The sequence below is a fragment of the Methylosinus sp. C49 genome (assembly GCF_009936375.1).
In the GTDB taxonomy this organism is placed as follows: domain Bacteria; phylum Pseudomonadota; class Alphaproteobacteria; order Rhizobiales; family Beijerinckiaceae; genus Methylosinus.
Map to the genome: position 1 here is coordinate 111427 of NZ_AP022333.1, position 24282 is coordinate 135708.

26 protein-coding genes are annotated in these 24282 nt (G+C 61.5%); 14 read left to right on the top strand and 12 right to left on the bottom strand.

The features are described from left to right. Nucleotides 1–56: 56 nt before the first annotated feature. The 3 genes from GYH34_RS18880 (at nt 57) to GYH34_RS18890 (ending at nt 4187) form a co-directional block, all read left to right on the top strand. A complete protein-coding gene (locus GYH34_RS18880; RefSeq protein WP_161915160.1) occupies nt 57–422 on the top strand; it encodes a hypothetical protein in 366 nt (121 codons plus the stop codon). An 85-nt stretch (nt 423–507) separates the two neighbouring features. Next, on the top strand, nt 508–2829 hold the full coding sequence (locus GYH34_RS18885; protein WP_161915161.1) for a TonB-dependent siderophore receptor: 2322 nt from the start codon (nt 508–510) through the stop codon (nt 2827–2829). Between the two features lie 77 nt (nt 2830–2906). After that, a complete protein-coding gene (locus GYH34_RS18890) occupies nt 2907–4187 on the top strand; it encodes a PepSY-associated TM helix domain-containing protein (RefSeq protein ID WP_161915162.1) in 1281 nt (426 codons plus the stop codon). Nucleotides 4188–4249: 62 nt separating this feature from the next. On the opposite strand, the gene GYH34_RS18895 is transcribed toward GYH34_RS18890, so the two are convergent. Then, nucleotides 4250–4471: a hypothetical protein gene (locus GYH34_RS18895; RefSeq protein WP_161915163.1), complete on the bottom strand. Its 222-nt coding sequence runs from the start codon at nt 4469–4471 to the stop codon at nt 4250–4252. Then, nucleotides 4471–5064: a hypothetical protein gene (locus GYH34_RS18900; protein WP_244635405.1), complete on the bottom strand. Its 594-nt coding sequence runs from the start codon at nt 5062–5064 to the stop codon at nt 4471–4473. Before GYH34_RS18900 ends, GYH34_RS18895 begins: the two co-directional genes overlap by 1 nt. A 153-nt stretch (nt 5065–5217) precedes the next feature. Between GYH34_RS18900 and GYH34_RS18905 the strand changes: the two genes are divergently transcribed. Together GYH34_RS18905 and GYH34_RS18910 are read left to right on the top strand one after the other, a co-directional pair. Further along, entirely contained in the window at nt 5218–5880 is a 663-nt protein-coding gene (locus GYH34_RS18905; RefSeq protein WP_161915164.1) for a hypothetical protein, read from the top strand. A gap of 76 nt (nt 5881–5956) precedes the next feature. Next, nucleotides 5957–6451 (top strand): hypothetical protein, encoded by a 495-nt coding sequence (locus tag GYH34_RS18910; RefSeq protein WP_161915165.1) that lies wholly within the window; start codon nt 5957–5959, stop codon nt 6449–6451. 378 nt (nt 6452–6829) lie between these two features. On the opposite strand, the gene GYH34_RS18915 is transcribed toward GYH34_RS18910, so the two are convergent. From GYH34_RS18915 to GYH34_RS21995, 6 genes are all read right to left on the bottom strand, one after another. After that, nucleotides 6830–7396: a hypothetical protein gene (locus tag GYH34_RS18915; RefSeq protein ID WP_161915166.1), complete on the bottom strand. Its 567-nt coding sequence runs from the start codon at nt 7394–7396 to the stop codon at nt 6830–6832. A gap of 77 nt (nt 7397–7473) precedes the next feature. Continuing rightward, nucleotides 7474–8076, bottom strand: a complete 603-nt coding sequence (locus GYH34_RS18920) for a hypothetical protein (protein ID WP_161915167.1) — start codon at nt 8074–8076, stop codon at nt 7474–7476. Between the two features lie 68 nt (nt 8077–8144). Continuing rightward, entirely contained in the window at nt 8145–8771 is a 627-nt protein-coding gene (locus GYH34_RS18925; protein ID WP_161915168.1) for a hypothetical protein, read from the bottom strand. A gap of 52 nt (nt 8772–8823) precedes the next feature. Continuing rightward, nucleotides 8824–9534 (bottom strand): hypothetical protein, encoded by a 711-nt coding sequence (locus GYH34_RS18930; RefSeq protein ID WP_244635406.1) that lies wholly within the window; start codon nt 9532–9534, stop codon nt 8824–8826. A 107-nt stretch (nt 9535–9641) separates the two neighbouring features. Next, nucleotides 9642–10313, bottom strand: coding sequence for a hypothetical protein (locus GYH34_RS18935; RefSeq protein WP_161915169.1), 672 nt, complete (start codon nt 10311–10313; stop codon nt 9642–9644). Beyond that, nucleotides 10267–10620, bottom strand: coding sequence for a LuxR C-terminal-related transcriptional regulator (locus GYH34_RS21995; protein ID WP_244635407.1), 354 nt, complete (start codon nt 10618–10620; stop codon nt 10267–10269). Before GYH34_RS21995 ends, GYH34_RS18935 begins: the two co-directional genes overlap by 47 nt. Before the next feature lie 333 nt (nt 10621–10953). On the opposite strand from GYH34_RS21995, the gene GYH34_RS18945 reads away from it, so the two are divergent. Further along, nucleotides 10954–12042 carry a histidine kinase gene (locus GYH34_RS18945; protein WP_161915170.1) on the top strand — a complete coding sequence of 363 codons (1089 nt, stop codon included), beginning with the start codon at nt 10954–10956 and terminating at the stop codon, nt 12040–12042. Then, nucleotides 12039–12815 (top strand): LytTR family DNA-binding domain-containing protein, encoded by a 777-nt coding sequence (locus GYH34_RS18950; RefSeq protein ID WP_161915171.1) that lies wholly within the window; start codon nt 12039–12041, stop codon nt 12813–12815. The genes GYH34_RS18945 and GYH34_RS18950 overlap by 4 nt, the downstream gene beginning before the upstream one ends. A gap of 27 nt (nt 12816–12842) precedes the next feature. Here GYH34_RS18950 and GYH34_RS18955 read toward each other — a convergent pair whose 3' ends face one another. The 4 genes from GYH34_RS18955 to GYH34_RS18970 form a co-directional block, all read right to left on the bottom strand. After that, a complete protein-coding gene (locus tag GYH34_RS18955) occupies nt 12843–13583 on the bottom strand; it encodes an ankyrin repeat domain-containing protein (protein WP_161915172.1) in 741 nt (246 codons plus the stop codon). A 483-nt stretch (nt 13584–14066) separates the two neighbouring features. After that, complete coding sequence (locus GYH34_RS18960; RefSeq protein ID WP_161915173.1) at nt 14067–14492, bottom strand: hypothetical protein; 426 nt, start codon at nt 14490–14492, stop codon at nt 14067–14069. A gap of 39 nt (nt 14493–14531) precedes the next feature. Then, nucleotides 14532–15212 (bottom strand): hypothetical protein, encoded by a 681-nt coding sequence (locus GYH34_RS18965; RefSeq protein ID WP_161915174.1) that lies wholly within the window; start codon nt 15210–15212, stop codon nt 14532–14534. 44 nt (nt 15213–15256) lie between these two features. Next, nucleotides 15257–15706 carry a hypothetical protein gene (locus tag GYH34_RS18970; RefSeq protein ID WP_161915175.1) on the bottom strand — a complete coding sequence of 150 codons (450 nt, stop codon included), beginning with the start codon at nt 15704–15706 and terminating at the stop codon, nt 15257–15259. A gap of 320 nt (nt 15707–16026) precedes the next feature. Here GYH34_RS18970 and GYH34_RS18975 point away from each other — a divergent pair, with 320 nt between their 5' ends. From GYH34_RS18975 to GYH34_RS19005, 7 genes are all read left to right on the top strand, one after another. Then, nucleotides 16027–16326 (top strand): hypothetical protein, encoded by a 300-nt coding sequence (locus GYH34_RS18975; RefSeq protein ID WP_161915176.1) that lies wholly within the window; start codon nt 16027–16029, stop codon nt 16324–16326. Nucleotides 16327–16379: 53 nt separating this feature from the next. Further along, entirely contained in the window at nt 16380–17507 is a 1128-nt protein-coding gene (locus GYH34_RS18980; RefSeq protein WP_244635408.1) for a histidine kinase, read from the top strand. 391 nt (nt 17508–17898) lie between these two features. Next, nucleotides 17899–18306 (top strand): biopolymer transporter ExbD, encoded by a 408-nt coding sequence (locus GYH34_RS18985; protein ID WP_161915177.1) that lies wholly within the window; start codon nt 17899–17901, stop codon nt 18304–18306. Between the two features lie 17 nt (nt 18307–18323). Beyond that, nucleotides 18324–19004: a hypothetical protein gene (locus GYH34_RS18990; protein ID WP_161915178.1), complete on the top strand. Its 681-nt coding sequence runs from the start codon at nt 18324–18326 to the stop codon at nt 19002–19004. A 19-nt stretch (nt 19005–19023) separates the two neighbouring features. Continuing rightward, nucleotides 19024–21507, top strand: coding sequence for a TonB-dependent receptor (locus tag GYH34_RS18995; protein ID WP_161915179.1), 2484 nt, complete (start codon nt 19024–19026; stop codon nt 21505–21507). Nucleotides 21508–21509: 2 nt separating this feature from the next. Continuing rightward, the gene (locus tag GYH34_RS19000) at nt 21510–22121 is read left to right on the top strand and encodes a MotA/TolQ/ExbB proton channel family protein (RefSeq protein WP_161915180.1); all 612 of its coding nucleotides are present in this window, start codon (nt 21510–21512) and stop codon (nt 22119–22121) included. A 22-nt stretch (nt 22122–22143) separates the two neighbouring features. Continuing rightward, a complete protein-coding gene (locus tag GYH34_RS19005) occupies nt 22144–24057 on the top strand; it encodes a bifunctional 2',3'-cyclic-nucleotide 2'-phosphodiesterase/3'-nucleotidase (RefSeq protein WP_161915181.1) in 1914 nt (637 codons plus the stop codon). Nucleotides 24058–24282: the final 225 nt, after the last annotated feature.

Genomic DNA, 24282 nt, shown 5'->3' on the forward strand with positions numbered 1-24282 from the left:
AAGTTACCGAACGAGCATAACGATTCGAGGCCCTTATCCAGCGGCGGGGAGAGGCCTTGCGTTATTGGTTCATCGTCTGCCTGACGCTGTTGCAGGCGCTGATGTCGATCGGCGGCGCGAACGCTCATGAGCTCGGATGGGCGCATGTGAGAGGCGGCGCGTCCCTCGCCGATCATTGCGGCGACATTCGGCATGGCGATGAGACGCCGGCGAAGGAGGGCCGGCCCGGTCATTGTTGCATTTTCTGCGTGGCCGGCGGCTGCGGCGGGCTCGATTTGGCGACCACGCATGCGCCGACGACCCTCGCCCATTTCTTCTTTTCCATCGCCTCCGCACGCCGCATTGCTCCCCCGCGCCTCCCGCGGAAGCCGCTCGGATGGGGCTGCTCCTGGTCGTCGCGCGCGCCGCCGACGCTCTCCTGACCCAATGAACGCGGCTCGCTTCCGTGCTGCCGCGCCCTCAATTCGGTTCGCGTCGGCCTCTGCGCCACGCCAGGAGACATGAGACATGCATCGTTCGAAATTGATGCGCGGCGTTTTCGCCGGCGCATTTCCGCTCGTTTCTTTCACCGCCTCCGCCCTCGCGCAGGAGACGCTGCCCGCGATCGACGTCGCCGGAGAGCAGAATGGCGCTCCCGCGCGACGCAATTTGGGTCAGCTCTCCTCGCTCGACGACGGCAAGCAGACCGGCTATGCGCGGAGCAATGCCTTCTCGGCCACGAAGACCAATGCGCCGCTCATCGACACGCCGCGCGCCGTGGTCGTCATTCCGCGACAAGTGCTCGAGGACAATCAGATCCTGAACACACAGGAGGCGGTGAAATTCGTCTCCGGCGTGCAGACGGGCCTGTTCACCTATTACGACGCCTTTCTGATCCGCGGCTTTTCCAACGGCAACAACACCTATCGCGACGGGCTGAAGCTGACCGGCGTGGCCAACGCGTCGGACACGGCCTTCATCGAGCGCGTCGAGATCCTCAAAGGGCCCGCCGCCATGCTCTATGGGCGCATTCAGCCGGGCGGCATGGTGAATTTCGTCACCAAGCGGCCGCAGGAGGAGGCCGCCTACAGCATGCAGGAGCAGTTCGGCAGCTGGGGGCTCTCACGCACCACCGTCGACGCGACGGGGCCGCTCGACAACGAGAAGACGCTCCTCTACCGCGTGATCGGCGTCTATGACCGCGCCGACGATTTCATCGATTTCCGGCATCGCGACAATGGCTCGGTTCTGGCGCGGCTCGCCTGGCGGCCGATCGAGCAATTCGAAGCGAATCTCTCCTTCCAATACGACCATCTCAAGACCGCCAACCGCGGCAGCTACGGCCAGATGGTCCCGGCATTGGCGCAGAGCTACGCCATTCCTGGCTTCGTCGGCCGCCCGGCCGGCCTTCCGCGCAATTGGACGCAGCTCGACCCGAAATGGTACGACGAATTTCCCGATGTGATGGAGCGTATTCTCGTCGCGGCGGATTGGACCTATCGTTTCGACAATCAATGGTCGGTGACGAACCGCTTCCACTATAATCATGTCGACGAAATGCAATACTATCTCCTCTCGCGTGGCTATAATCTCACGACTGGCCAGATGAACCGCAAGCTCAGCTGGAGCCGTGGCTATCGCGACATGTATTCTTTGAATCTCGACGTGAATGGCGAGGTGGAAACCGGACCGTTGAAGCACAAGCTGCTCTTCGGCTTCGACTACTTTTGGTATCACCAGGTCTACAAGGGCGACAATCCACCCGGCACGCCGCCTGCCGGCTTTCCATTGCAGCCGATCCCGGCTCTCGACGTCTGGGCGCCAAATTATAGCGGCATCGACTATTACTCGCTGCACGGATTCGTCGCCCAAGGCTCGGGCAACCTTCTGTCTCGCTCCAATCAGGTCAACTTCGGCTATTACGTCCAGGACGACATCTCCTACGAGGATTTCATCCACTTCCTGATTGGCGGACGTTACGACGTCGCCTTCGACGTCAACCAAGAAATTTCCGGCGTCACGCAAACGGCGGCCGGCGCGCAGTGCTATCCCTTCTGCGACGGCCACTATAATCCGTCCTGGAAGGGGAACAGGACCGAGCGAAAAATCTCGCCGAACGGCGGCCTGCTGGTGAAGCTCGACGAGAATTTCTCGATCTATGCGAGCTATGCGGAATCCTTCGGCAATTCCAACGCGGCGGCGCAGAGCGCCGACGCCACGCCGCTCAAGTCTCAGGAAGGGCAGCAATTTGAGGTCGGCGCCAAGGCGAGCCTCTTCGCCGGAAGACTGACCGGATCGATCGCCGCTTTCGATCTCTATCTCTCCAACATTCTGACGCCGGACCCGCGCTTTCCGAATTCGAGCTTCCAGATCGCGGCGGGCAAGGCGCGCAATCGCGGCCTCGAATTGGACGTGGCGGGGCAGGTCACCGAAAATATCAGCATCATCGGCAGCTATACGAACAGCGACGCGATCGTCCTCAAGAGCAATGTCACCGGCACCGGCACCATTCTCGGCAAGCGCTGGCCGGGAGTTCCGCGCCATGCCGGCAATCTCTGGGTGAAATACGACACGGCGCCGGGCGCCAAGGAGGGCTTCGCCTTCGGCGCCGGCTTCTACGCCAATGGCGAGCGGCAGGGAAACGCCGCCAATTCCTGGCAGCTTCCCGCCTATGTGCGCTTCGACGCCATGGTCGGCTATCGCTTCGTGTTGCAGAATGTGCCGGTCGAGGCGCAGCTCAATGTCGTGAACATCGCCGACACGAATTATTTCGAGAGCAGCGACGGCGGCCTCAACGCCGCCTATGGCGCGCCGCGTACTTTCGTCGGCTCGCTAAAGGTGAAATTCTGATGTTGATCGCGCCGGCGGCCGGGCGTAGCGGACGCACGGCCGCCGGCGCGATTGAAAATATTTTCGGAGGCCACACCATGATCCGTTCGATTTTCGTCTTTCTGCATCGGTGGGTCGGGCTGGTGATGACTGGATTTCTCATCGTCACGGGACTAACAGGCAGCCTGCTCGCCTTCAACACGGAATTGGAGCGCGTCTTTGCGCCACAGCTCTTCGCCGAACCGCGGCCCGGCGTTGCGCCGCTCGATCTCGCCACGCTGGCCGAACGCGCCCAGGCGATCGTTCCCGACCGGCTTGTCGGCGGCGTGCTCTATGCGGAGCCGGACCAGATACTAATCAGTTTCGCGAACACGAACGATCCTGTCACCGGCAAGCCAAACCCTATCGCAGGCTTCGACCAATTGTTCCTCGATCCCTGGACCGGAGCCGAGCTCGGACGTCGAATGCGCGGCGATATTTCTGAAGGGCTCATCAATCTCATGCCCTTCATCTACAAATTGCACTGGACTCTAACCCTTGGCCCTTTCGGCTCGACGACGCTCGGAATCATCGCGATCGTCTGGTCGATCGACTGTTTCGTCGGCTTCTATCTTACCCTTCCGACCTCGCTCGGCGGCTTCTTCCGGCGCTGGAAGACGGCTTGGCAGGTGAAGCGGCGCGGCGGCGCCTATCGCGTCAATTTCGATCTGCACCGCGCCAGCGGCCTGTGGCTGTGGCCGATCCTCTTCATCTTCGCCTGGTCGAGCGTGATGTTCAATCTTCGGCCGGTCTATGAATGGGTCACAAAGGCGACCTTCGATTATCGCTCGCGGATGGACGAGGCGAAAGCCATCATGCAGCGACCTCGCAATGACACGCCGCGTCTCGATTGGCGCGCGGCGCAAGAAACTGGCGCGCGCCTCGCCACGGAGCTCGCTGCCGAACGCGGTTTCGCCGTCTCAGCGCCGCTCGGGCTCGGCTATAGCGCGATGGGCGGAATCTACACCTATCAGCTCCGCACTAGCCGAGACGTCTTCGAGCGCTCGCCCAAAGGCGGCTCCACGATAATCGCGCTGGACGGACGCGATGGCTCACTCGTCGCTCTGCACCTGCCGACCGGCGAGCACGCCGGCAATACGGTCGAGAGCTGGCTCTATGCGCTGCATATGACGCGCGTGTTCGGCCGGCCGTTTCAAATTTTCGTGTGCGTGCTCGGCATCGTCGTCATCACCATCTCAGTTACGGGCGTCTATATCTGGTGGAAGAAGCGGCGTGCGCGAAAGCTCTCCACGAATCGCTCGGCCGCATGCTCCAACCGAACGGAGCCGCGGCTCGAATCCGACGCGCGTACATCAGCCGCGACAGGTCACTCACGATAGCGAATAGAGGAATCTGCTCCACCGGTCGGATCGATGCAGACGAGCGCGAAAGTCATTCTCGCCTATTCGACGCTCAGCCAGATAGGGAAGTTCGTGACGGTTCTCGCGAGCGCGATGAGCGCGCGCAGGCGCGCCTGCAATTCTCCCATGTGGAACGGTTTAATAACAAAGTCGTCGGCCGCCATATCCAAATTGCTTTCGTCGCATTCTGCGCGACCCGTCGGATTTCCAGCGAGCTCGCTCGAGAGCTCGCGACAAAACCCGTCGTCCTTGCTTACGACCATCAGCGCGTGCGGTAACGAATATCCGCGACGAGCACCCAGCAATCTTTGGTCGGATAGAGAAGCAATTGGCCATCGACTCGCCTTCCCGGACGATAAGGTTTGCCGTCGAGGTCGTACGCAGTCCCCAAACTCTCCTCGCCCACATGCGGTCCACGGTAATGCACGCGCGTCCAGTCGACGGAAATCTGGTTGTTCTGGCTTTGATTGAACTCCATCATCACATATTCGTCTTTGTCGCCGGGTTTCGCCGGGACGGTCGTTTTCCAATAAAAATCGAACATTTGGATCGGGAATTTGTCGTAGCGCTCTTTCGGAATCTCGCTCTTCAGCGTCTCACTCTTTTTGCGGCGTTCCTCATAATCGATCTGAGGCGCGGCGTATTTTTTTCGCACCGCTGCGGATTGGATCATTGCCTCGAACAGCTTTCTATAATTTCGGGACTGGCACGCGAGCGTCGCCTGTTCGAGCTGCAGCTGCTCCCACTCGGCGAGGGGTTTTTCGGCGCCGCCCCGCGCCGGCTCGACAGACAGGATTTGAGGCAGCGCCAGCGCGACCAAAAGGCGGCTGAAGAGAAAAGTCGAAGGGAAGGCCATTATCCACTCATGTCAGATATTGCTTTCCGGTCGAGGCTACCGTCGGTCGGGATCGAAGTTGAGCGTGAAAGCGAACCGGTGCGTCGCGTATGTTGACGACGTGCGGCGCTGAGAATAGCGACGGATAGAAAGGCTTGCGCGAGAGGACGGGCGATGCTTCGAAGACGATGGCGACAAATCGCCCTGAGCGGCATTCTAGCCTGTTCATATTGCCTTGGGCCGTCGGCGTCGAGCATTTCCAGACCAGGCGGCGGTGGTGATGCAGCTCTCGACTATCTCACCGAATACAGCGCCGATTTTGCGGAGGGGACGCACCGCATCGAGATCGCCAGCGCCACGTTGACGATCAAAGAGGAAACGAGCGCGGCCATTGTCGACGGCAATCCTTCGCTGCTGTCGGACGTCTACCGCCACAAGAGCACCGGACGGTTGGAGGTCTCTGTCGGAATCTCGGACGGGCCCCCGCCCGAGGGAATTGAAGCCGCGGAGACGCCGCGCCCGTTGCATGAGATTCCCCTGCAATATCGAGGAAATTGGGCCTATTCGGTCCATAATTGCGCCACGGGAGAACCGACCGCCATCCTCGCAATCGATTCCCGAGGTGTGCATCAGGCAGAAGGGAAAATGATCGCTCTCGGGGTTCTCCCTGAGGGGCGCCCGCGCCGTACGATTTTGATCAACGCTCGAAATTCGGGCGGCGGAGGAGAATGGGATTCTACGGAGGAGCTTACGCTTTCGGACGATGGCGCCGGTCTCGAATGGCGGACGATCCGGCCCGATCCATCGCCGATCACGCGATTGTTCCGCTGTCGATAAGGCGCCGAATGAAGCAGCGCCACAAGGGGAACAGAGTGTTGGGAGACACGGGATGATATCGATACGAAGGCTTCTTATGCGTCCCACTATCGTCGTCGTCATCTGCCTCGCGGCCGGGGGTACTATGGCGGCCGGGCGTGATGCCGCGCGCACGCCGCATTTCACGGCGCGACTGGTCGATATCCACGAGGCCCCCCGCGAGGGAGTCGAATGGCTCGAGATCGAGTTCGCTGCCGACGCGATCTCGCAGGTGGATACCGTGCTGATCCGCATCGATCCATGGACCTGCGAGCGATCCGCTTACATGTCCGACGCCAATGCCCGCAGGTTCGTGGCGAAGCGCTGTGTCTCTGGAGGGCGCGCCACGAGCGGTCCGAAGGGTTGGGACGTCAAGCTCGACGCCGATGGGCGGCAGACCTACCGTATTCCCATTGCTCTTCCTCCCGGGGTGACGCCCGATCCGCCATTCGATATCGATGTCCCTATAAGCTACGCCAAGAGCGGCGAGGAAGATATGGCGCCGAAAGAAACGGCCGCAGTTCTGACTTTTCGCTGGACGGGCCGTCGATAAGAGCGCCGCCATTGAGCGGATGCTGCTATCTGATTCAGCCGGCCGCTTCCGCCAAGGGACGCGCTTTGGCGCAGCGCCGGGCTTTTTCCCACTCGGAGAAGCCCAGCATATTCCGCTGATATTCTCTGATCTGCGCGTCGAACAAAGCCCATGGCGTGTCCAGCGTTCTCGCGGCGGACGAAGGCTCTGATCGCGTCTGGTCGACATCGAAGCCACATATGTTCTGAGACGCGATGGCGACCGTGCTCCTGTCCAGAAGGTCATCCTGACGAGATATCGGCGCAGCTCCGCCTTCGTCGGCGGCTGCGGCGATCGGCGCGAAGCAGGCCGCGACAAGCGTGGGCGCAAGGCACGAAGCGGCGTGGCGGATGAAGAGGATCACTCGCAAAGTTTCAATGTAACGCGTTCCCGACCGGCTTCCTCCAGGTGGAGCGTTTTCTTCTCGTCCGAAAGAATGAGCTGATAGAAATGGCTTTCTCCCGGGCGAAGCGGTCGTAGCTCGACGAGCATCTCGGCGGCGTTCCGCTCCCTCTCGGACGAAAGGACGATCTTGCGTTTCTCCGCCAGAGCGGCTTCTGCGTCTCGCGGCGTCATCGTCTCCGGCGTTCGGACATAAGCGGCGACGACCACGAGCGGGCCGGATTTCGTGGAGACGCGATCGGCGGCGATCCCGACGAAGCCGTTAGGGGTCCGATCCGGGAACGAGGCCGAGCGCGGCCCCTCGCCGCAAATTTCGGGGCGCAGGGCCCAGGCGCCGAGAAAGCCCGGCAGGATGCGGGAAACATCCAGCGGCGCGTAGGCTTTGCGCGCGCCCCAGGCGCCGGCGACCACAATGCCGCTTTCGTCCACAGTCACGCTCGACGACACGGCGTGAGCGGGCGACATCGCCAATAGGGCGACGACAGGACCGAGGACGGGAAGGCGCTTCACTTTATTCGTGAACAATGGCTTTCCTTCTATATTTTTTCGTAACCGGTCAATGGTCGCGATCACGCTCGCAAGGGCGATGGGGGAGAGAGCAATCAGCGGGGGCCGCAAGGCAACTTCGATAAATATATGGGATCGTACATGACGGCGCGCGTATCGAAGATGACTCTTGGCGTTTCGACCCGGATCTGCGACGCGTCCGTGAAACTCTTGACCTCTTCGCGCGTCAGGCGCCCGGTTTCCAGTGTGCCCCAGCTTGTGACAACAAGGGGAAAGCGCTCGAGTTCCTTGTCCATTTCGTCGAACAGGATGACCGTTCCCGGCGCGCCGAAGTAATAGGCCTTGTTTTTTTCATAGGCGATTTCCTCATTTCCAGAGACGTCGGCGCCTTGCAGCGCCAACTCCACGGCGAATCTGAGATAGCCCTTCGCGGGGTCGACGGCGGTGCAACCGAGGACATAATTTGGCGTCAAGTCAGCGGGCCCCGATTTGTGTCCCCCATTAGGAAAGTTGAAGAGAACGCCGCCGCCCCAAGCGCGCTCGCTCTTGAACCATTTCGATTTCGTGCCTCTGTCGATGACCTCGAGCCGTTCGCGAGCGAATGCCGCGACGGAGAGAGGCGCAAGAATCTGCAGGCCGGCGATCGCGACGACGCAGGCGCCGGCGAAGCGCCGCGCGGCGGTTTTCTTTTCTGACATTTCAAGACCCTCGACAAATGAGTGGGTAGAGGACATCCACTCCGGGAATGAAAGTGGGCTGGGCGAACTCAGCGCGTGGCGCAAGGAAGCTTCTGCGCGCCCCCCTCGATCGTCTCCTTCAGCGCCGAAGTCGTAGATTCGAAATAAATCCGCGACGTCTCGGCGCGGATCGCCGACGCCGCCAGGATGGCTTGCACATCGCCTCGCGTCAGAGCAGCGGTTTCGAGCGCGCCATTTTGCGGCGCAAGCGGGACGCGCATCATCTCCTTATCGGCCTCGTCCAGAAGAATGAGCGTTCCCGGCGCGCCGAAGTAATATTTCATGCCTCTTTCGTGGGCGATCTCGTCCCTGCTCGTGACGCCCGATCCGGGTGGTGTGGCCCCCACGCGGAAGCGCCAGTAGCTCTTCGTCGGATCCGGGTCGGCGCAACCAAAGGCAAATTCCGGCGCTCCTCCGGCGAGAAAATTCAGGGAAGGCGCGCCCGCTTCCTGGCTTTGTTCCAGATCGAACGCAAAGCGAGCGCCGCCGCCCCAGTCATAGGCCTCGATCCAGGTCGCCCGAGGGTCTCGATCGACGACTCTGAGAAGCGACGGAGAGGCGGCTAATGCGGGAAGCGCCGCGAGCATTTGAAGAACGACGACGGCTGCAAGGCGAAAGCTGGCGCCGATTGGCGGGGAACGCTTCCTGCTGGACATTTCGTGACCCTGATTTTCAAGAGAGAGGAGGGATGCCGATCGAAACACGAGCTCACCGCGCGGCGCAGGGAAGCTTCGCATTGCCGTTGATCGTGGCCTTCAGCGCCGAGGTTCCCGATTCGAAAAAAATCCGTGGCGTCGTGGCGCGGATCACGGGCGCGTTCAGTATGGCTTGGACATCGTCTTGCGTCAGAGCGGCGGTTTCGAGCGCGTCGTTGCTCGGCGCAAGCGGAATGCGCTTTATCTCCCTGTCCGCCTCGCCCAAGAGAATAAGCGTCCCCGAGGCGCCGAAGTAGTATTTTATGCCATTCTCGTAGGCGATCTCGTCCTTGCTCGTGATGCCCGATCCGGGCGGCGTGACTCCCACTCGAAAGCGCCAGTAGCTCTTCGCCGGATCCCGGTCGGCGCAACCGAACGTAAATTCAGGACCGCCTCCCGCGAGAAACTTCAGGGAAGGCTGCCGGACATTTGTTTCGAATTCGGTTCCAGCGAGAAAATCTCGGTGCGCCGCGTCCGCCGCCAGGCTCTGTTTCAGATCAAAAACAAAGCGAGCGCCACCGCCCCAGCTGCGATCCTCGATCCAATAATTCGAAGGAGAGTCGCGATCGACGGCTCTGAACGGCCCCGTAGATGCGGCCAATGCGGGAAGCGATGCGAGCGCGACGACGGTAACAAGCATGGAGCCGGCGCCGACTGGCATGGAAAGCATCTTGCTGAACATTTGTGACCTCGACGCAAGAGTGAGCGGATAATGTTCGTCCAATGAGCGAAAAAGAACGGCGCGGCGCGGAGATTCGCCACTGTGTCAGCCGGTTCGATCGAAAGACAACCGGGATCGTCTGTCATGGCGCAACCTTTTCCACATGCGCTTCAGTCATCGATGGCATAGACGCTCGCGTCGTAAACGAGTCCGATCTCGGTTGCGTCCGGCGCCTGGACGCGTAGGGCGGTCCACTCCTCGCCCGCCTCCGGCCCATTATCGATTTGTGAGACGTTGCCCAGCTGGAGCGGCAGATATTGCCCAGCGGCCGCGGGTTTGCAGCCTTGTCCGGCGAGCGAGCGCAAAAGCGCGGCGCGCAATGCTTTCGGCTTTTTTTCGTGCAGATGGGCCTTCTCGACGATAGAGACGACGAAGGTCGCGGCTTCGTAGCTCGGGCAGCGATAGCCGCGATGATAGTCCGCGTGCGTCTTGCCGCTCAGGTGGATCATCCCTTGGAAGATTCCGTGACTCGGATCGCCGATCCATTCTTGGAGCGGTTCTTTTGCATCCTGCGCAGACGCCGAGCCGAAGGCGAGGAGCAGGATGGGAAAGGCGCAAATATTTTTCATAATTTTCGAAAATCCCAAACCATCGGATAAGGCATGGAGCCATCCGATCCTCGCGGAATCAACCACGCTGACGCACCGGTGCGATGCGCGCGTTGCTGCTGACAGAGACGCGGCAAATAATGTGTTGCGACGCCTCGGGGGCAATGAAAGCCTTGGCGCGGCGCCGTCAATCAGAAAGGGGCAGGACATGCGCATCGGCGGCGAGAGCGTCATTCAGCAAGGCGACGACTGCCTTGCGCGAGGAGACGTTCAATTGTCTCAACAGCTGCGAAACATGATTGCGCACCGTGAAATGCGACAGCTTCAAACGGCGGCCGATCTCTTTGTTCGACAGGCCGTGAATCAACAGCCACAGAATGTCGGTTTGTCGTTCCGTCAGCGAGGAAAGTCCGTGCGCGCGGGAAAAGTCACGCGCGCCGGCTGCTTCGCGCTGCGCATACAACAGGCTGCCCTCTGGCAGCATGTGACGCACTCGAGCGAGAATGTCGTCCGCGTCATTCGTCCGCACCGCGAACAGCACGACGCTCGCAGGCGCGCTGTGCTCGGTCGACGAGCGGCCTTTCGAATGTCCGCTGCGCCGAAGGTTTGGAGCGACGTCCGAAATGTCGTATCTGTCCATGCTGAAGTTCCCGCGTGGCGCCATTTTCAGCTTGGTAGCATCGCCGGAGCGCGAGCTCATTCGGCTTCCGACGACGAGCGCACATGCGCCGACGAGCGGCTGTGAGAATCTGCGAACGGCTAGCATTGGGGGACGAATGGCGTATGAGGAACGGCTTTGCGGACGTCCTACGAATTGCGAGACCAAGTCGACGAATAAAGAAAGCCCTGTAGATCCAAGGGGGAATGAATGGTGATGAAGCGATCGGCGAACGCATGCGCAATCCGTCGGGCCACGATTCGTTTCGGCCTGATCTATTGGGTCGGCGTGTTCATTTTCTCCAGCATACTATGGGGCATAGTCGGCACAGACCCGATCGAATCCGCCCTAGGCAAGTTTCTGCACTATGCGTTATGCTCGATCATCACCGCCGGCATTTCGGCGCTGTTGTTCCGCCTGCATGAGAGGCTGGTCGAGACGCGCTCCCCGGAGAATGCGCTCCCTTTGCTTGTCGGCGCTTCGTTCATCCTCTCGCTGGCGGCGGCGCCGGCCTGGGCCGCGCTCGGCTATGCTGTCTACACCTTCTGCATCTGGCCGCAGCTCGCTGTCTTCGATTGGAAGGATTTCAGCTATGACACGGCATATGGAGCGGCTTTGTTTTTCGGCTGGTCTTGTCTGTTCATTACCCTCGTTTTCGGTTTCGAGCTCCATGACCGAGAACTCAGGCTCGCCGCTGTTCGTGAGGAGGCGCTGACCGCGCAGATGCGCGCGCTGCGGTATCAAGTAAATCCGCATTTCCTCTTCAACACGCTGAACTCGATCGCCGGCCTGATCGAGGAGGGATCGGCGACCCGCGCAGAGCGCATGGTCCTGTCGCTCTCGACCTTCCTGCGGACGACCCTGGCGCTCGATCCCATGCATGACGTGCCTCTGGCGGACGAGTTGGCCTTGCAGGAGGAGTATCTGGGAATCGAGCGCGAACGCTTTCCCGACCGAATGACATTCAGCATCGACATGCCCGAGGATGTGCGCAGCGCCCTTGTGCCGAGCCTTATCCTCCAGCCGCTGATCGAGAACGCCGTCAAGCATGGCGTAGGCGCCACAGTCGGCAAGGTCGAGATTGCGCTGCGGGCGCGTCGGGAGGCCGATCGCCTGCAAGTCATGGTCGAGAACGACATGCCTATGGGAAATGACCACAAGCAGCCCGCCGGCATGGGCGTCGGCCTGCGCAACGTCGCCGAACGTCTGCGCGCCCGCTTCCAGGGCGACAGCGAATTTTCATCCGGTCTGGTCGCGCCCGGCCGTTACCGGGCGTCCATCGATCTCCCGTGGCGGCTCGCATGAACGAGCTCACGATTCTCGTCGTCGACGACGAGCCGCTCGCGCGGCGCAGGCTCTTGCGTCTGCTGGGCAAGATGGAGTGGGTCGGCCGGATCGAGGAGGCCGCCGATGCGGCGGAGGCCAAGCGCGTGGCGCAGCAAGCACAGCCCGACATTCTCTTGCTCGACATTCAAATGCCGGGCGGCAGCGGCTTCGACGTTCTGGAAAGCCTCGGACCGGAGCCGCCGGTCGTCGTTTTCGTCACCGCATTCGACCATCACGCACTGCGCGCTTTCGAGGCTAACGCGGTCGATTACGTCACCAAACCGATCGAACCGGGACGCTTCGCTCGCGCCCTGGAGCACGCGCGGATCGCCGCGGGCGCTCGCCTTCAGGCGGATCGAGTCGCCGAATTGCAAGAAACGATCGCTTCGCTGAAACGCACCCTGTCCGAACGGCCGAAAAAGCCGACGGAGTTCTGGGTGAAGGCGCGAGGCGACTATTTGCGCATCACCTCGGACAATGTAATCCGCTTTCAGGCGGAGCGCGACTATGTGCGCATCCATGTTACAGGCGCGGACTATCTCTTTCAGGAGAGCCTGTCCTCGCTCGAACGCCGCCTCGACGGCGGAGAATTCCTGCGCATCCATCGCGGGGCGATCGTGCGCCGGGGAGCCATCATACGTATCAAGCAGGCGCCTTTCGCGGCGCTGATCGCTGTTTTGAGCGACGGTTCGGAAGTGCGCGTGGGACGGACATACGCGCCGACGATCCGCGCGAAGCTGATACGCACATAGCCGAAGGCTCCCTTTGCGTAATCCCGCTCAATGTTCGACGGGCACACCGTGCTGCGTCATCCAGTCGATGATCTCCCGCCGGGCTTGCCGAGCTTCGGCGTTGAGCAGACGCTCTGGCGTCATGAGGAGATAGGTCTGGAATGTCTTGCCCTGCCGGTTGCGCGCCGCCGCAGGGGCTCCTTTTTGCAACAATCTCAGAACGCGCGCCGCATCGTTAATTTGCGCCGCGACATGCAGAATGGTATTGCCCATGTTGTCGGCATGGGTCAAACGCGCCCCGGCTGCGAGCAACATTTCGAACTGCCGCTCCCGTTCCCCGATCAAGGCCACCATCAAAGGCGTTCTGCCGGACTGATCATTGCGGGTGTCGACATCGACCTCGCGCACGAGGAGGAGACGCAAATATTCCAAATCATTCGCCGAGGCAGCGAAATGGATCGCCGTATCGCCATCGACGCCGGGCTGTGCAGGATCGGCGCCGACATTCAGCAGCACTTGGAAGGCAAAGTGGCTTTTGTTGAGCATTGCCCATTGCAGCAGCGTGACGTTCTTGTCGCCTCTCGCCCTCACATCGGCGCCCGCCGCCACGAGCTCGGCGGCGCGCTTGCTGTTCCGCTGAAAGGCCGCGCGGAGCAATGCGACAATCTTCGGATCGGAAAATACCTCTGCGGCTTCGGGGGCGGCGACACTCGCCGTCGGATAAGCGAGCAGAGATGAGCTCAGAACGCCGATAACGAAATTCCGCCGCGACAGAGTCGTCTGCGTCATGGCGCGGACTTCATCCAAGGCTCGAACGTGCTCAAAGTATAGCCCGTCTCTCCGCTGATGTGGAGGGTGGCGCCTCTGCATTCCCGGAGGCGTGTGTCGAAGCTGTGGCTCGTTTCGATCTGTCCGAGATCGGCTCGAACGCGCCCATGGTGATGCCATATGGTCGCCTGATAATGGACGCTGTCGGTCCCCGTCCGCTCTATGCCCGATGTTTCCAACGAAGTCTCTCGGCTGGAGCCGTCGGCGGCGATCGTCCTTTCGACGATGCTTCTCTTGTCCTCGGCATATTGGCGCTCTAGCTCTTCGACGCATGCGCGATGCGACGCGAGCGCTTGCGAAGACGGCGGGACCGGCAGCCTGCCGCTCGCATGGGCGGGCAATGACGCGCGAAAGATCTCGAGTCCCAAAGAAATCACCAGCGCTCCAGAACGTATCAACGCCATAGACGCTGCTTCAGCGACATTCGATCTGCGTCTTCGACCTTCATCGCGTCTCGCCATAATAGGGGGACTCTCCGCCTCGCGAATCATTCGTGTGCTCTTTTAAATTTGCGCAGACGCAAACGGTGTCGACGCAATTATTGGAAAGCTCCTTGTGAACAAAGGAGCAGTCCGGCTTCGAATGTACCGTTTCCCTCTTGGCGCCGTTCTCATAGGCGTAAACGGCGGCCTTCGTGTCCAGGATTTCCATGAGCCTCAATCCGCCGTTTTGGCAGATCAGCCGCTCGATCGGCTTTTTCCGCCTTTGACAGTCGAGGCAGGACGGCACGTCGCCGTAGAACTCCGACAACTCGCTGATCGCGCGCTTGACCTTGTCGACGTCCACGTTCGGGCAATCGACCGCAAGGGCGCGCCCCGCGACGCCGCCAAAAGACAAGATGAAGAGGGAGAGCAACAAAGCTGTTCGCATATCATCATCCTTTGCATTTCTGTTTCGCGCGCTGAAGACTCATCGAGTCGGCTCGACGCGGTCGACGCAGGCTCTCTTCGTCAAATCGCTCCCGGGCGTGAACAGAGAAAAGGAAAAGAATGTTTCGCCTGGACTGTTTTTTCCGCCGGCTTCGTTGCGGCCGGCGCGGACAAAAACCGGCGTCGTCGCGGCGGGAAGATCGATCCGAAAGAAAGCTGTGTGCTCGTCATCGGGCAGATCGCCAAATCCGCCCGTTTTGCAATTGTCGGCGAGCAAGGTCACGGTCCCGCCGCTCAGCTGCCGTTGGAGAATTTCCTGATAATTGCCGCTCGGATAGAACTTCTGAAGCTCTATCGCGCGAACGCCCTTGGCGCTGTGGAAAATGACATCGATCGAAGCGTCGCCTTCGTTGCCCTTTTTGTGCGTAGCGTTCGCGCCGATTCCGATCGGTAGATCGACCTCGCCAAATCCATTCAGGCGCAGTCGTCCGCGCAAATGGTATGTCACGCCGAGATCTTTTTCGGAATCTTCGGGATAGGCGAAGCCCTGCCATTCGATGTTCGAAAGCGCGGCGATGTCCTTCTCGCGCTTGCCCTGCGTGAAGGCGATGAGCAGCGTCTCGAGCGGGCCGGCTGCGGCGCGCGCCTCCGCCGAAGCGCCGAGAGCCAAAGCGAGAACGAGGGAAAGTGCAAAGCGATAGGTGCGGCAAGCGACAGCCATGGTCTCTCTCGTTGTGCGAGATTCTCTTCCCAAAGGCGGAAATCTCATTTTTCAGAAGGAAAAAGCACGAAGCGCTCGCCTTTCAGCCGACTGGCTTTGTCCGGCCCGAGACTGCGTTCGCTGAAAGGGTCCACCTCGAACCAAGACAGCGAATAGGCGCCGGCATTGTGCTGAAAGCGCCACGAACCCCGCTCCCCGGCGTCCGCATCGGCGCCCCAAGGCTCATTGCTCGTAATCTCCAGGCTGTTTGGATCGATTTTCCCATTCTGAAGTCTGGTCACGACCTCGTATCCGGTCGCCCCGGGCTTCTCCGCCAACTCGGATCCGATGTCGTCGACCCAGCGAAGCTCATATGCAGGCTTTGCGAAATGCATCAGCCGATAGCCGGTGAAAGTCCGCCACAGGAGAAACACGCGTGTCCGAGCGGCGGAATACTCGCAATAGAGGTCGTAGATGATCGTGGCGACGTTGCCGTTCCGCGAGACCACGATCATTCGGTCATCCTTGATGAGGTTTATGTTATCGGTGTCGTCGCATCCGGCGTCGGTATGTGAGATGACGAATTTGCGCGCCTCATTCACCGTTGGAGCGCCGGGCGGCGGTTCTGCGCTGCAGGCCGAGGCTTGCGCGAAGAGGGCCAGGGCGCAAAGAGGCGGGGCGAGCCGGGCGGAGATTTTATACCTCATGCAAGTTTCGACCTTCCCGCCTTCGCTTTTCCAAGATCATTGCGACGAGACGGGGAACGCGGCTATCGGGAAATCTCCCACCAGCGTCCGCAATTGGTGGGGACCGGACTGCCGCCAAGCTACGGGAGATGATCGAGCCGACCAAGAAATATGATGTACCGGTGCTTGCGAGCGGCAAAGCGGCGCCGTCGATATTGTCGCAGCTCTGGTCGGGCTACGTCCGCGACAAAATCGAGGCGGTCCGCTTCAGCAAACCCCAGCGGAGATCCGCTCGAAATCTGCGGGGACTGTCCAGACAACCGGGGTCGGCTCTCGGCGATCCCGAGCCGCCGCTCGAAAAGCCGATAATGGATTGGCGTCGACAACCAAACCCTATTTTATTAAAGCGCGTATGCACGCTCGTCACCGTTCCGATCCACCCTGCGTGAATGAGACGGGCTAGCGTAGCTCGATACAGGCGGGACGCCTCGAAGGAGCACTCATGACCCTGGACGACATGATTTCAGACGGCGAATTCAAAAATGGCCAGTCCAATTTGCGGGGCATTAAGATTGCTACCGTGCGGTTTGGTGCATTTTATCTTATTGTATTGATAATAGTTGTTTTTGGATTTTTATCTTCTGTGGAGGAAATATCAGCACAATTTATCGGATTAAGATTAATACAGTTTCTATCTATTATTGCGCTTTCAGCGCTATTATCATATGCTATTTATTTTATACATGACAAATTGACGAAAAAAATGACGTCAGAAGATTCATTGCCGATGTTGCTAATTGTCTCATTTGTGCTGTCATTGATGGCGGCTGCGCTATGGGCTGGGGCCCATAATTTCTATCCGGCTCTCCTCGGGACGCCGCCTTCCGCGCCGCAGTCCCTCGACAATTTTGGGGGCCTTGTCGTCATTTCCTGGGGGTTTCTGTTCGGCTGGTCGTGCCTATTCGTAGCGCTTGTTTTTGCCTTCGAGCTCAATGATCGCAAGCTGCGTCTGGGGGCAATCCGTGAAGAGGCGCTGGGGGCTCAGATGCGCGCGCTGCGCTATCAGATCAATCCACACTTCCTGTTCAACACGCTCAATTCGATCGCGGGGCTGATCGAGGAAGGCGCGGCCACGCAGGCCGAGCGCATGGTCCTGTCGCTCTCGACCTTTCTACGGACCACGCTCGCGCTCGATCCATTTCACGATGTGCCGCTCGCGGATGAGATCGCGCTTCAAAAAGAATATCTGGGCATCGAGCGGGAGCGGTTTTCCGACCGCATGACCTTCTCCATCACAATGGATCCGAATGCCGCCGAAGCGCTGGTTCCGAGCCTGATCCTGCAGCCGCTCATCGAAAACGCCATCAAGCATGGCGTAGGCGTGCTGCCCGGCAGGGTTGAGATATCGCTGACGGCCCGCCGGGAGAATGATCGTCTGCGCGTCACGATTGAAAACGACATGCCCCGGAACGAGGCAGAGATAACAAAGCCGTCAGGGGTGGGAGTTGGCCTCAGGAACGTTGCCGATCGCTTGCACGCCCGCTTCCAGAACGAGTGCGTCATGCGGTCTGGACCCATGGGCAATGATCGATTCGAGGTTTCACTCGAGCTGCCATGGCGAACGGCATGACGGGGCGGGGGGCGTTCATGGTTGAAAGCCGGTCCGCTGCGCTGCAGCGGATCATCCACGGGCGCTGCGCCCTGCTTTGCCGGGAGACGCCGGCCCTGCGAACGATCCCGATGACTCTGGATTATTGTCGCGCGCGAGAGGCCGGCGGGCGCCTTCGGCGCGGCAAGCGCACAGCAGCCTTGTCGCATAGATACGATTTCTCGACGCCTGTGGCGGAGGCGCAACAGTCGCTCGACCGCGCGTAGACCCCTAGGTATCGCGGGGGCGGGCGTGAATCACGGCGGAAACATGTCTATCGTTTGACTATTGGATGAAGTTCATAGTCATTAATCTGTATCAAAGGCTCTCCTATGGGTAGCGCGAAGTCGAGCGCTACCTAAGGAGTTCGTCGATGCGGAATTGGCCCGAGCGCCGTGAAAGACATGCGCGCATCGAAATCATTCCGATGATCGATGTGATGATGTTTCTGCTGGTCTTCTTCGTATTGATCAGCATCAATGTCCTTCCAGCGCTCGGGCTCAAAGTCACGCCGCCCAGTTCTGCGCATCCAGACAAGGTGGTCGAGCGCACGCGCGTGACCATCGGCATCGATCGGGCCGGCGAAACCTATCTCGACGGCAAGGCCATCCCGCTCGCCGAGCTCGCCGAGCGCTTGCGCGGCCTCGCCACCGAGGACAAGCCGCTCGCCGTGGTGATCAGCGGCGACGAAGGCGCGGGCCTTCAGAGTCTCGTCTCCGTTCTGGATGCGCTGAAAGCGGCGAAGGTCGCGAGCGCCTCCATTGTCACGAGGCCGAAATAGTGCGGCCGAGACGAGCGATGGACAGGCTCGACGTCGCGAGCAACGGCGCCGGCCTCGCCGGCGTGCTGACGCTGCTCGCGTTGGCGCTGACGATGGGGCCGCAGACGACTTTCGTCGCGCCCGCCGATCCGGGCGGGCAGACGGAGATCGCGCTCGATCTCCCTGTCGAGGCGGAAGCGGCCGAGCCCCCTCCGCCCGAGCCGCCGCAAGAGACGCCGATCGAGGCGCCGCAGCCGCAAATCCTAGAGGAGACGCCGCCGCCGAGCGACGCGCCCGCGCCGATCGCCGCGCGACCAAGGCCGCAAAAGCTCGAAAAGCCGAAGCCGAAAGTGGATGAACATCCGCGCAGGGAGCGCAGCGACGATTCCAAGGCCGATGCGAAGAAGGAAGCGCGTGAGAAGCCCGCGGCCGTGCGGCGGGGCGAGGCCGGCGCGACCGAGCGGACGTCCCACGCTTCGGGCAATGTCTCCGCCTTCCGCGCTTGCCTCGCCGGCGCGCCCTACCCGAGCTCCAAGGACGCGCGGCTGCAGAAGCCTTCGGGCGCCGTCGGCATAGCGGTCTCAGGCGGCTCGGCTTCCGTCACCAGCAGTTCAGGTTCCGCCATCCTCGACGCCGCGGCGCGATCGCGCGCGGTCGCCTGCGCTTCCGCCGCGGGCGGCGGCGCGCTCAGCGGCGTCGTCGTCTTCCACCCGAGATAGTCGCAACCGAGGTCCTCCGATGAAGTTCCGTGTCCTTACGCTCGCCCTGCTCGCCGGCGCCTCGACGCCGACGCTCGTTCTCGCGCAATCGGCGCAACAGCCGCAAAAGCCGGCGCATGACAGCCGCTCGCAGAGCGGCCTCACCGCAGCGCCGACCGATTTCGGCCGCGTCGATATCTACGGCAATGGCGCGGCGGAGCCGGCGCCGGACGGCGTCAACCGCCAGGACCTCGGCGGCGGCTATATGATCGAGGAAGAGGCGGTGAAGACCCGCTCGACGGTGACGCGTGACGCCATCGCGAAAATGTCGCCGACGGCCAACCCCTATCAGATGATCAATCTTCTGCCGGGCGTCGTCATCACCAGCACCGACAACTCCGGCCTCAATGGCGGCAACATACGTATCCGCGGCTACAACAGCGATCAGCTCGGCCTCACAATCGAGGGCATGCCGGTCAACGACTCCGGCAATTACGCGCTCTATCCGCAGGAATATGTCGACAGCGAGAACATCGAGCAGATCTCGATCGCGCAAGGCTCGCCCGATCTCGACAGCCCGCACATCGGCGCCTCCGGCGGCGTCATCAACATCTACATGCGCGATCCCTCGAAGACGCGCGGCGGCTTTGTCGATTTCTCCTATGGCATGCACAGCACGGCCCGCGAATTCGCGCGCGCCGAAACCGGTCAGATCGGCGATTTCCGCGGCTATGTGTCCTATTCGCATTACACGGAGAATCACTGGTCGGGTCCGGGCTCGAACGAGCGCCAGCATGTCGACTTCAAAGGCGTGTGGGAGCCGAGCCAGGGCAATCGCATCGGCCTCTCGGTGATCTTCAACGACGCGCTGAATAACTTCTATCAATATCCGACGCTCGGCAGCTACAATACGCTCGGCGCGAGGTCGGTCGGCTACAACACGGCGCTTCCGGCCTCCTATTTCGTCCCTTCGGCGGGCGCCTGGGATCGCTCCGCCAATCAGGCGAATCTCTACTACAAATGGCGCATCAACCCGTTCCGTAATCTGATCGTCAGCGCGCCTTCGACTTTCACGATCAGCAAGGATGTGACCTATGACGCCATTCCTTATTTTTGGTACGGCTATGGCAATGGCGGCGGCGTGACATCGGTGACCGAGAATGCGACGGCCTCGGGAAGCTCGTTCTATTACGGCCGCTTCAACATCGGCGCGGCGGATTGGAACAACAATGGCGTCGTCACCAAGAACGACAAGGGGATGTATTACAACCCCTCGATCACCGAGACGCTGCGTCCCGGCCTCATCAATAAATTCACCTTCGATCTCGGCGATCACAAGCTGATGCTCGGCTATTGGTTCGAATATGCGAACCATCGCCAGACCGCGCCTTACGCTTTTCTCAACGCCGACGGCTCGGTCGCCGATCCCTATATCGACTCCGGCGCGATCACCATTCCGGGCGTCGGCGCGCCGCAGTATCGCGATCTCCTGACGCAAACGGTCACCAACACCGGCTTCGTCAGCGACACATGGTCATTGCTCGACGACAAGCTGACGATCGAATCGGGCGTGAAGGTCGCGTCCATTCATCGCTCGGTCTATAATTTCCTTCCCGGGGTGACGCCGCTCAACACGCAGAGTGATCTCGTCGCGCTGCCGCAGGCGGGGTTCCGCTATAAGTTTTGGGATTATCACCAGATTTTCGGCTCGGTCGGCACCTCCTTCCGCTCGACGCCGAATTTCGCGCTCGCGGATTCGGTGAACACCAGCAGCGGCGCGCTGACGCCGGCCAATCGGCTCGCCCCAGAAAAAGCCGTCACCGTCGAGATCGGCCATCGCTATCAGAGCCCGCTATTCGCCACCTCGGTGTCTCTCTATGGCTCGCATTATGAGAACCATCAGATCAGCACCTCCGTGTTCCTGCCGAACTCCAGTTCCTCGGTGAGCACGACGATCAACGCCGGCGCGGTCGATCTCTGGGGCGTCGCGGCGGAGATCGGCACACGGCCGATCTATAATTTCCGCCCCTATCTCTCGGCCAATTATCTACAGACACGCATTCTCGACAATCTGTCGACCTCGGGCACGACGCCGGCCGGCTCGCCTGTGTCCTCGATCAACGACTTCCTGCCGACCAAGGGCAAGCATCTGCCGAATTCGCCGACCTGGACGGGCGCGCTCGGCGTCGACTATGACGACGGCCATATTCTCGGCAATCTCGCCGCCAAGGTGACGAGCCGACAATATTCGACCTTCATGAACGACGAGTCCATCTCGCCCTACGCCCGCATCGACGCGATGGTCGGCTATCGCTTCGATGATATCGCCTTCGGCAAGAAGCCGGAGCTGCGGGTCAATCTCTACAACATCACCAACACGCATTCATTGACCGGCGCCAACAGCATCAAGAACAATGCGGTGGCGACGCGCGGCGTCTATGGCAACATGGTTTCCGCCAGCGCCCCGACCTATTACGTCGGCCAGGGCTTCTCGGCGACGGCGACCTTCTCCATGGGGTTCTGACCATGCAGATCGATCACGCCTTCTTCCACGAAATCTGCATAGACATCCTCTACGGATGTCTCGTTCTGCTCGCCTTCGTGCTCATCGAGCGGCTCGTCTATTACGGGCTGCTGGCGTTGCGCTCGCGCAGGATCAGAGCCGCGATCGAAGCGCATGCGCTCGGAAGCTCGACGACGCCGCAATCTTTCGGTCCCGACGCGCTGAGCCGCAGCTTCGCCGAATATGTCGCCGCGCAGAATGAGCCGGGCTGCACCCGCTCCCGCGTCGAGGATTTGTCCTCGGCGCTGTTCATCCGAGTCGACGCCAAGGTCAGCGCGCGCCTATGGATGCTCGACACGATCGTCACCGCGGCCCCGTTGCTCGGCCTGCTCGGCACGATCCTCGGCATCATGGACACGTTCAACGCTCTGTCGTCGGGCGGCGTCTCCGATCCGGCGGCGGTGAGCCGCGGCATCGCCGCCGCGCTCGTCGCCACCGCGGTCGGCATCGGCACGGCGCTCGTCGGGCTTCTCGCCCATAATCTCCTGCACCGCCAGGCCGACGTCCTGCTCGAGGGATTCAAGAGCGCGCTGCTCGCCGCGACGCGTGATAGGCTGCCGGCGACGGCCGAATAGGAATAAAACTGGAGGAACGCCCATGCCGATCACGCGACGTGAGCTCCTCGTCGGCGGCGCCGCGCTCGCCACGGGCTTTCCGACCATTGCGCGCGCCGCGCCGCGCCTCGAGCTGCGTCTGCTCGAGACCTCCGACCTGCATATGTTCGTGCTGGATTGGGATTATTATCACGCGCGGCCCGATCCGACGGTCGGGCTGAGCAAGATCGCCAGCCTCGTCGCGCAGGCGCGCGCGCAAGCGCCAAATGCATTGCTCTTCGACAATGGCGATCTTCTCCAGGGCAGCCCGCTCGGCGATTATGTCGCGCGCGACGGCGGGCTCGCGCCGGGCGCGCCGCATCCCGTGTTCCGCGCGATGAACCACATGCGCTATGACGCGGCGACGCTGGGCAATCACGAATTCAATTTCGGATTGGACTTTCTGGAGCGCGCGCTCGGGGGCGCCGCCTTTCCCTATGTCGGCGCCAATATAGAGCGCGCCGACGGCGAAGCCTTTCTGCCGCCGTTCCGCATTCTCACGCGGGAGCTGCTGGATGACCGCGGCGTCTCGCGGGAGCTGCGGATCGGCGTCATCGGCTTTGCGCCGCCGCAGATCATGATGTGGGACAAGTCGCATCTCGAAGGCCGTCTGCGCTGCGGCGACATGGTCGCTGCAGCGCGCCGATATTTGCCCATTCTGCGCGAGCGATGCGATGTGCTGGTCGCACTCTGCCATTCTGGGATCGACGCCCGCGCCGGGGCCGGGGCCGAGAACGCCTGTCTGCAGATCGCCGCCATTCCCGGCGTCGACGCGATCATGATGGGTCACGCCCATCGAGTCTTTCCCGGCCCCGATTACGCCGGCGTCGCGGGCGTCGACGCCGAGCGCGGAACACTCGCGGGAGTGCCGGCGGTGATGCCCGGCTTCTGGGGCAGCCATCTCGGCGTCATCGATCTCACGCTCGCGCGCGACGGCGACCGCTGGATCGTCGACACGTTCGAGACGCGAGCGCGGCCGATCTACAAGCGAGAGGCGGGCAAAGTCGTCGCGCTCGCTGACGCCGATCCCGCCATTGCGACGATCGTCGCGCCGGAGCATGAGGCGACGCGGCGTTGGGTCGACGAGCCGATCGGCGAGATCGCGACGCCGCTTTTCTCCTATTTCGTCTGGATCGGGATCGATCCTGTCGGCGCGCTCGTCAATGCGGCGCAGATCGCCTATGCGCGCCCGCTGCTCGAAGGAACGCCGCATGCGAAGCTGCCGCTGCTGTCGGCCGTCGCGCCATTTCGCGCGGGCTACACGCCCGACGCCTATATCGATCTCGAGCCCGGCGGCGTGGCGCTGCGCCATGTCGCCGATATCTACCCTTATCCCAACACGCTCGTCGCCGTGCGCGTGACCGGCGCGCAGCTGCGCGAATGGCTCGAATGCGCAGCGCGCGTGTTCCGGCGCATCGATCGCGACGCGGCGGAGCCGCAGCTGCTGATCGATCGGCGCACGCCGTCTTACAATTTCGACGTCATCGCCGGCCTCGAATACCGGATCGACGTCTCGGCGCCGGCGCGCTATGATTCGAGCGGCAATCTTTTGTCCGCCGACACGGCGCGCATCGTCGATTTGCGGCACGATGGCCGCGCGATCGATCCGGCGCAGGAGTTCGTCGTGGTGACGAACAACTACCGCGCCGACGGCGGCGGAAAATTTCCCGGCCTCGATGGACGAAATATCGTGCTGCGCGCGCCGGACTCCAATCGCGACGCCGTCGAGCGATTCCTGCGCCGGGGCGGCGCGATCCCCGATGCGAGGCCTTGGTCCTTCGCGCCGCTCGGCAGGCGCGTCACGGTCGCCTTCGACGCCGCGCCGGCGGCCGCCCGCCGCCTCGCCGAGGCGCCCGGTCTGCGCGCGACGGTGCGAGAGGAAGCCGGCTATTCGCGTTACGAATATGATCTCGCCTGAGGCGTCGACCGCTTCTGCGTGAATTGCAGGCCGGCCTCGTTCGGCGAGCGACGCTCATGCGGCGGCATTTCATCCGCGCAGATGCGTTCGCCTCGAAGACAGCCGACCATGCTGCGAAGCGCTCGTCCATCGGCGATCCATCGCTCATCGAGGACGAATCTCGCTGCGGCTCGGCCCATCATCGACTTCCTTATTGCGAGCCGGCTTTTTGCGATATATAAATCA

What these genes read in the sequence shown, in the direction of transcription:
- GYH34_RS18935 (WP_161915169.1), bottom strand. Translation starts at nt 10,313, where the DNA reads ATGACGCTCTCGCCGCCGATGCGCATGTCCTGCCCCTTTCTGATTGAC.
- GYH34_RS18960 (WP_161915173.1), bottom strand. Translation starts at nt 14,492, where the DNA reads ATGCGAACAGCTTTGTTGCTCTCCCTCTTCATCTTGTCTTTTGGCGGC.
- GYH34_RS18970 (WP_161915175.1), bottom strand. Translation starts at nt 15,706, where the DNA reads ATGATCGTGGTCTCGCGGAACGGCAACGTCGCCACGATCATCTACGAC.
- GYH34_RS18885 (WP_161915161.1), top strand. Translation starts at nt 508, where the DNA reads ATGCATCGTTCGAAATTGATGCGCGGCGTTTTCGCCGGCGCATTTCCG.
- GYH34_RS18995 (WP_161915179.1), top strand. Translation starts at nt 19,024, where the DNA reads ATGAAGTTCCGTGTCCTTACGCTCGCCCTGCTCGCCGGCGCCTCGACG.
- GYH34_RS18910 (WP_161915165.1), top strand. Translation starts at nt 5,957, where the DNA reads ATGCGTCCCACTATCGTCGTCGTCATCTGCCTCGCGGCCGGGGGTACT.
- GYH34_RS19000 (WP_161915180.1), top strand. Translation starts at nt 21,510, where the DNA reads ATGCAGATCGATCACGCCTTCTTCCACGAAATCTGCATAGACATCCTC.
- GYH34_RS18975 (WP_161915176.1), top strand. Translation starts at nt 16,027, where the DNA reads ATGATCGAGCCGACCAAGAAATATGATGTACCGGTGCTTGCGAGCGGC.
- GYH34_RS18980 (WP_244635408.1), top strand. Translation starts at nt 16,380, where the DNA reads ATGACCCTGGACGACATGATTTCAGACGGCGAATTCAAAAATGGCCAG.
- GYH34_RS18945 (WP_161915170.1), top strand. Translation starts at nt 10,954, where the DNA reads ATGAAGCGATCGGCGAACGCATGCGCAATCCGTCGGGCCACGATTCGT.
- GYH34_RS18905 (WP_161915164.1), top strand. Translation starts at nt 5,218, where the DNA reads ATGCTTCGAAGACGATGGCGACAAATCGCCCTGAGCGGCATTCTAGCC.
- GYH34_RS18990 (WP_161915178.1), top strand. Translation starts at nt 18,324, where the DNA reads ATGGACAGGCTCGACGTCGCGAGCAACGGCGCCGGCCTCGCCGGCGTG.
- GYH34_RS19005 (WP_161915181.1), top strand. Translation starts at nt 22,144, where the DNA reads ATGCCGATCACGCGACGTGAGCTCCTCGTCGGCGGCGCCGCGCTCGCC.
- GYH34_RS18950 (WP_161915171.1), top strand. Translation starts at nt 12,039, where the DNA reads ATGAACGAGCTCACGATTCTCGTCGTCGACGACGAGCCGCTCGCGCGG.
- GYH34_RS18895 (WP_161915163.1), bottom strand. Translation starts at nt 4,471, where the DNA reads ATGGTCGTAAGCAAGGACGACGGGTTTTGTCGCGAGCTCTCGAGCGAG.
- GYH34_RS18985 (WP_161915177.1), top strand. Translation starts at nt 17,899, where the DNA reads ATGCGGAATTGGCCCGAGCGCCGTGAAAGACATGCGCGCATCGAAATC.
- GYH34_RS18920 (WP_161915167.1), bottom strand. Translation starts at nt 8,076, where the DNA reads ATGTCAGAAAAGAAAACCGCCGCGCGGCGCTTCGCCGGCGCCTGCGTC.
- GYH34_RS18955 (WP_161915172.1), bottom strand. Translation starts at nt 13,583, where the DNA reads ATGACGCAGACGACTCTGTCGCGGCGGAATTTCGTTATCGGCGTTCTG.
- GYH34_RS18890 (WP_161915162.1), top strand. Translation starts at nt 2,907, where the DNA reads ATGATCCGTTCGATTTTCGTCTTTCTGCATCGGTGGGTCGGGCTGGTG.
- GYH34_RS18900 (WP_244635405.1), bottom strand. Translation starts at nt 5,064, where the DNA reads ATGGCCTTCCCTTCGACTTTTCTCTTCAGCCGCCTTTTGGTCGCGCTG.
- GYH34_RS18925 (WP_161915168.1), bottom strand. Translation starts at nt 8,771, where the DNA reads ATGTCCAGCAGGAAGCGTTCCCCGCCAATCGGCGCCAGCTTTCGCCTT.
- GYH34_RS18965 (WP_161915174.1), bottom strand. Translation starts at nt 15,212, where the DNA reads ATGGCTGTCGCTTGCCGCACCTATCGCTTTGCACTTTCCCTCGTTCTC.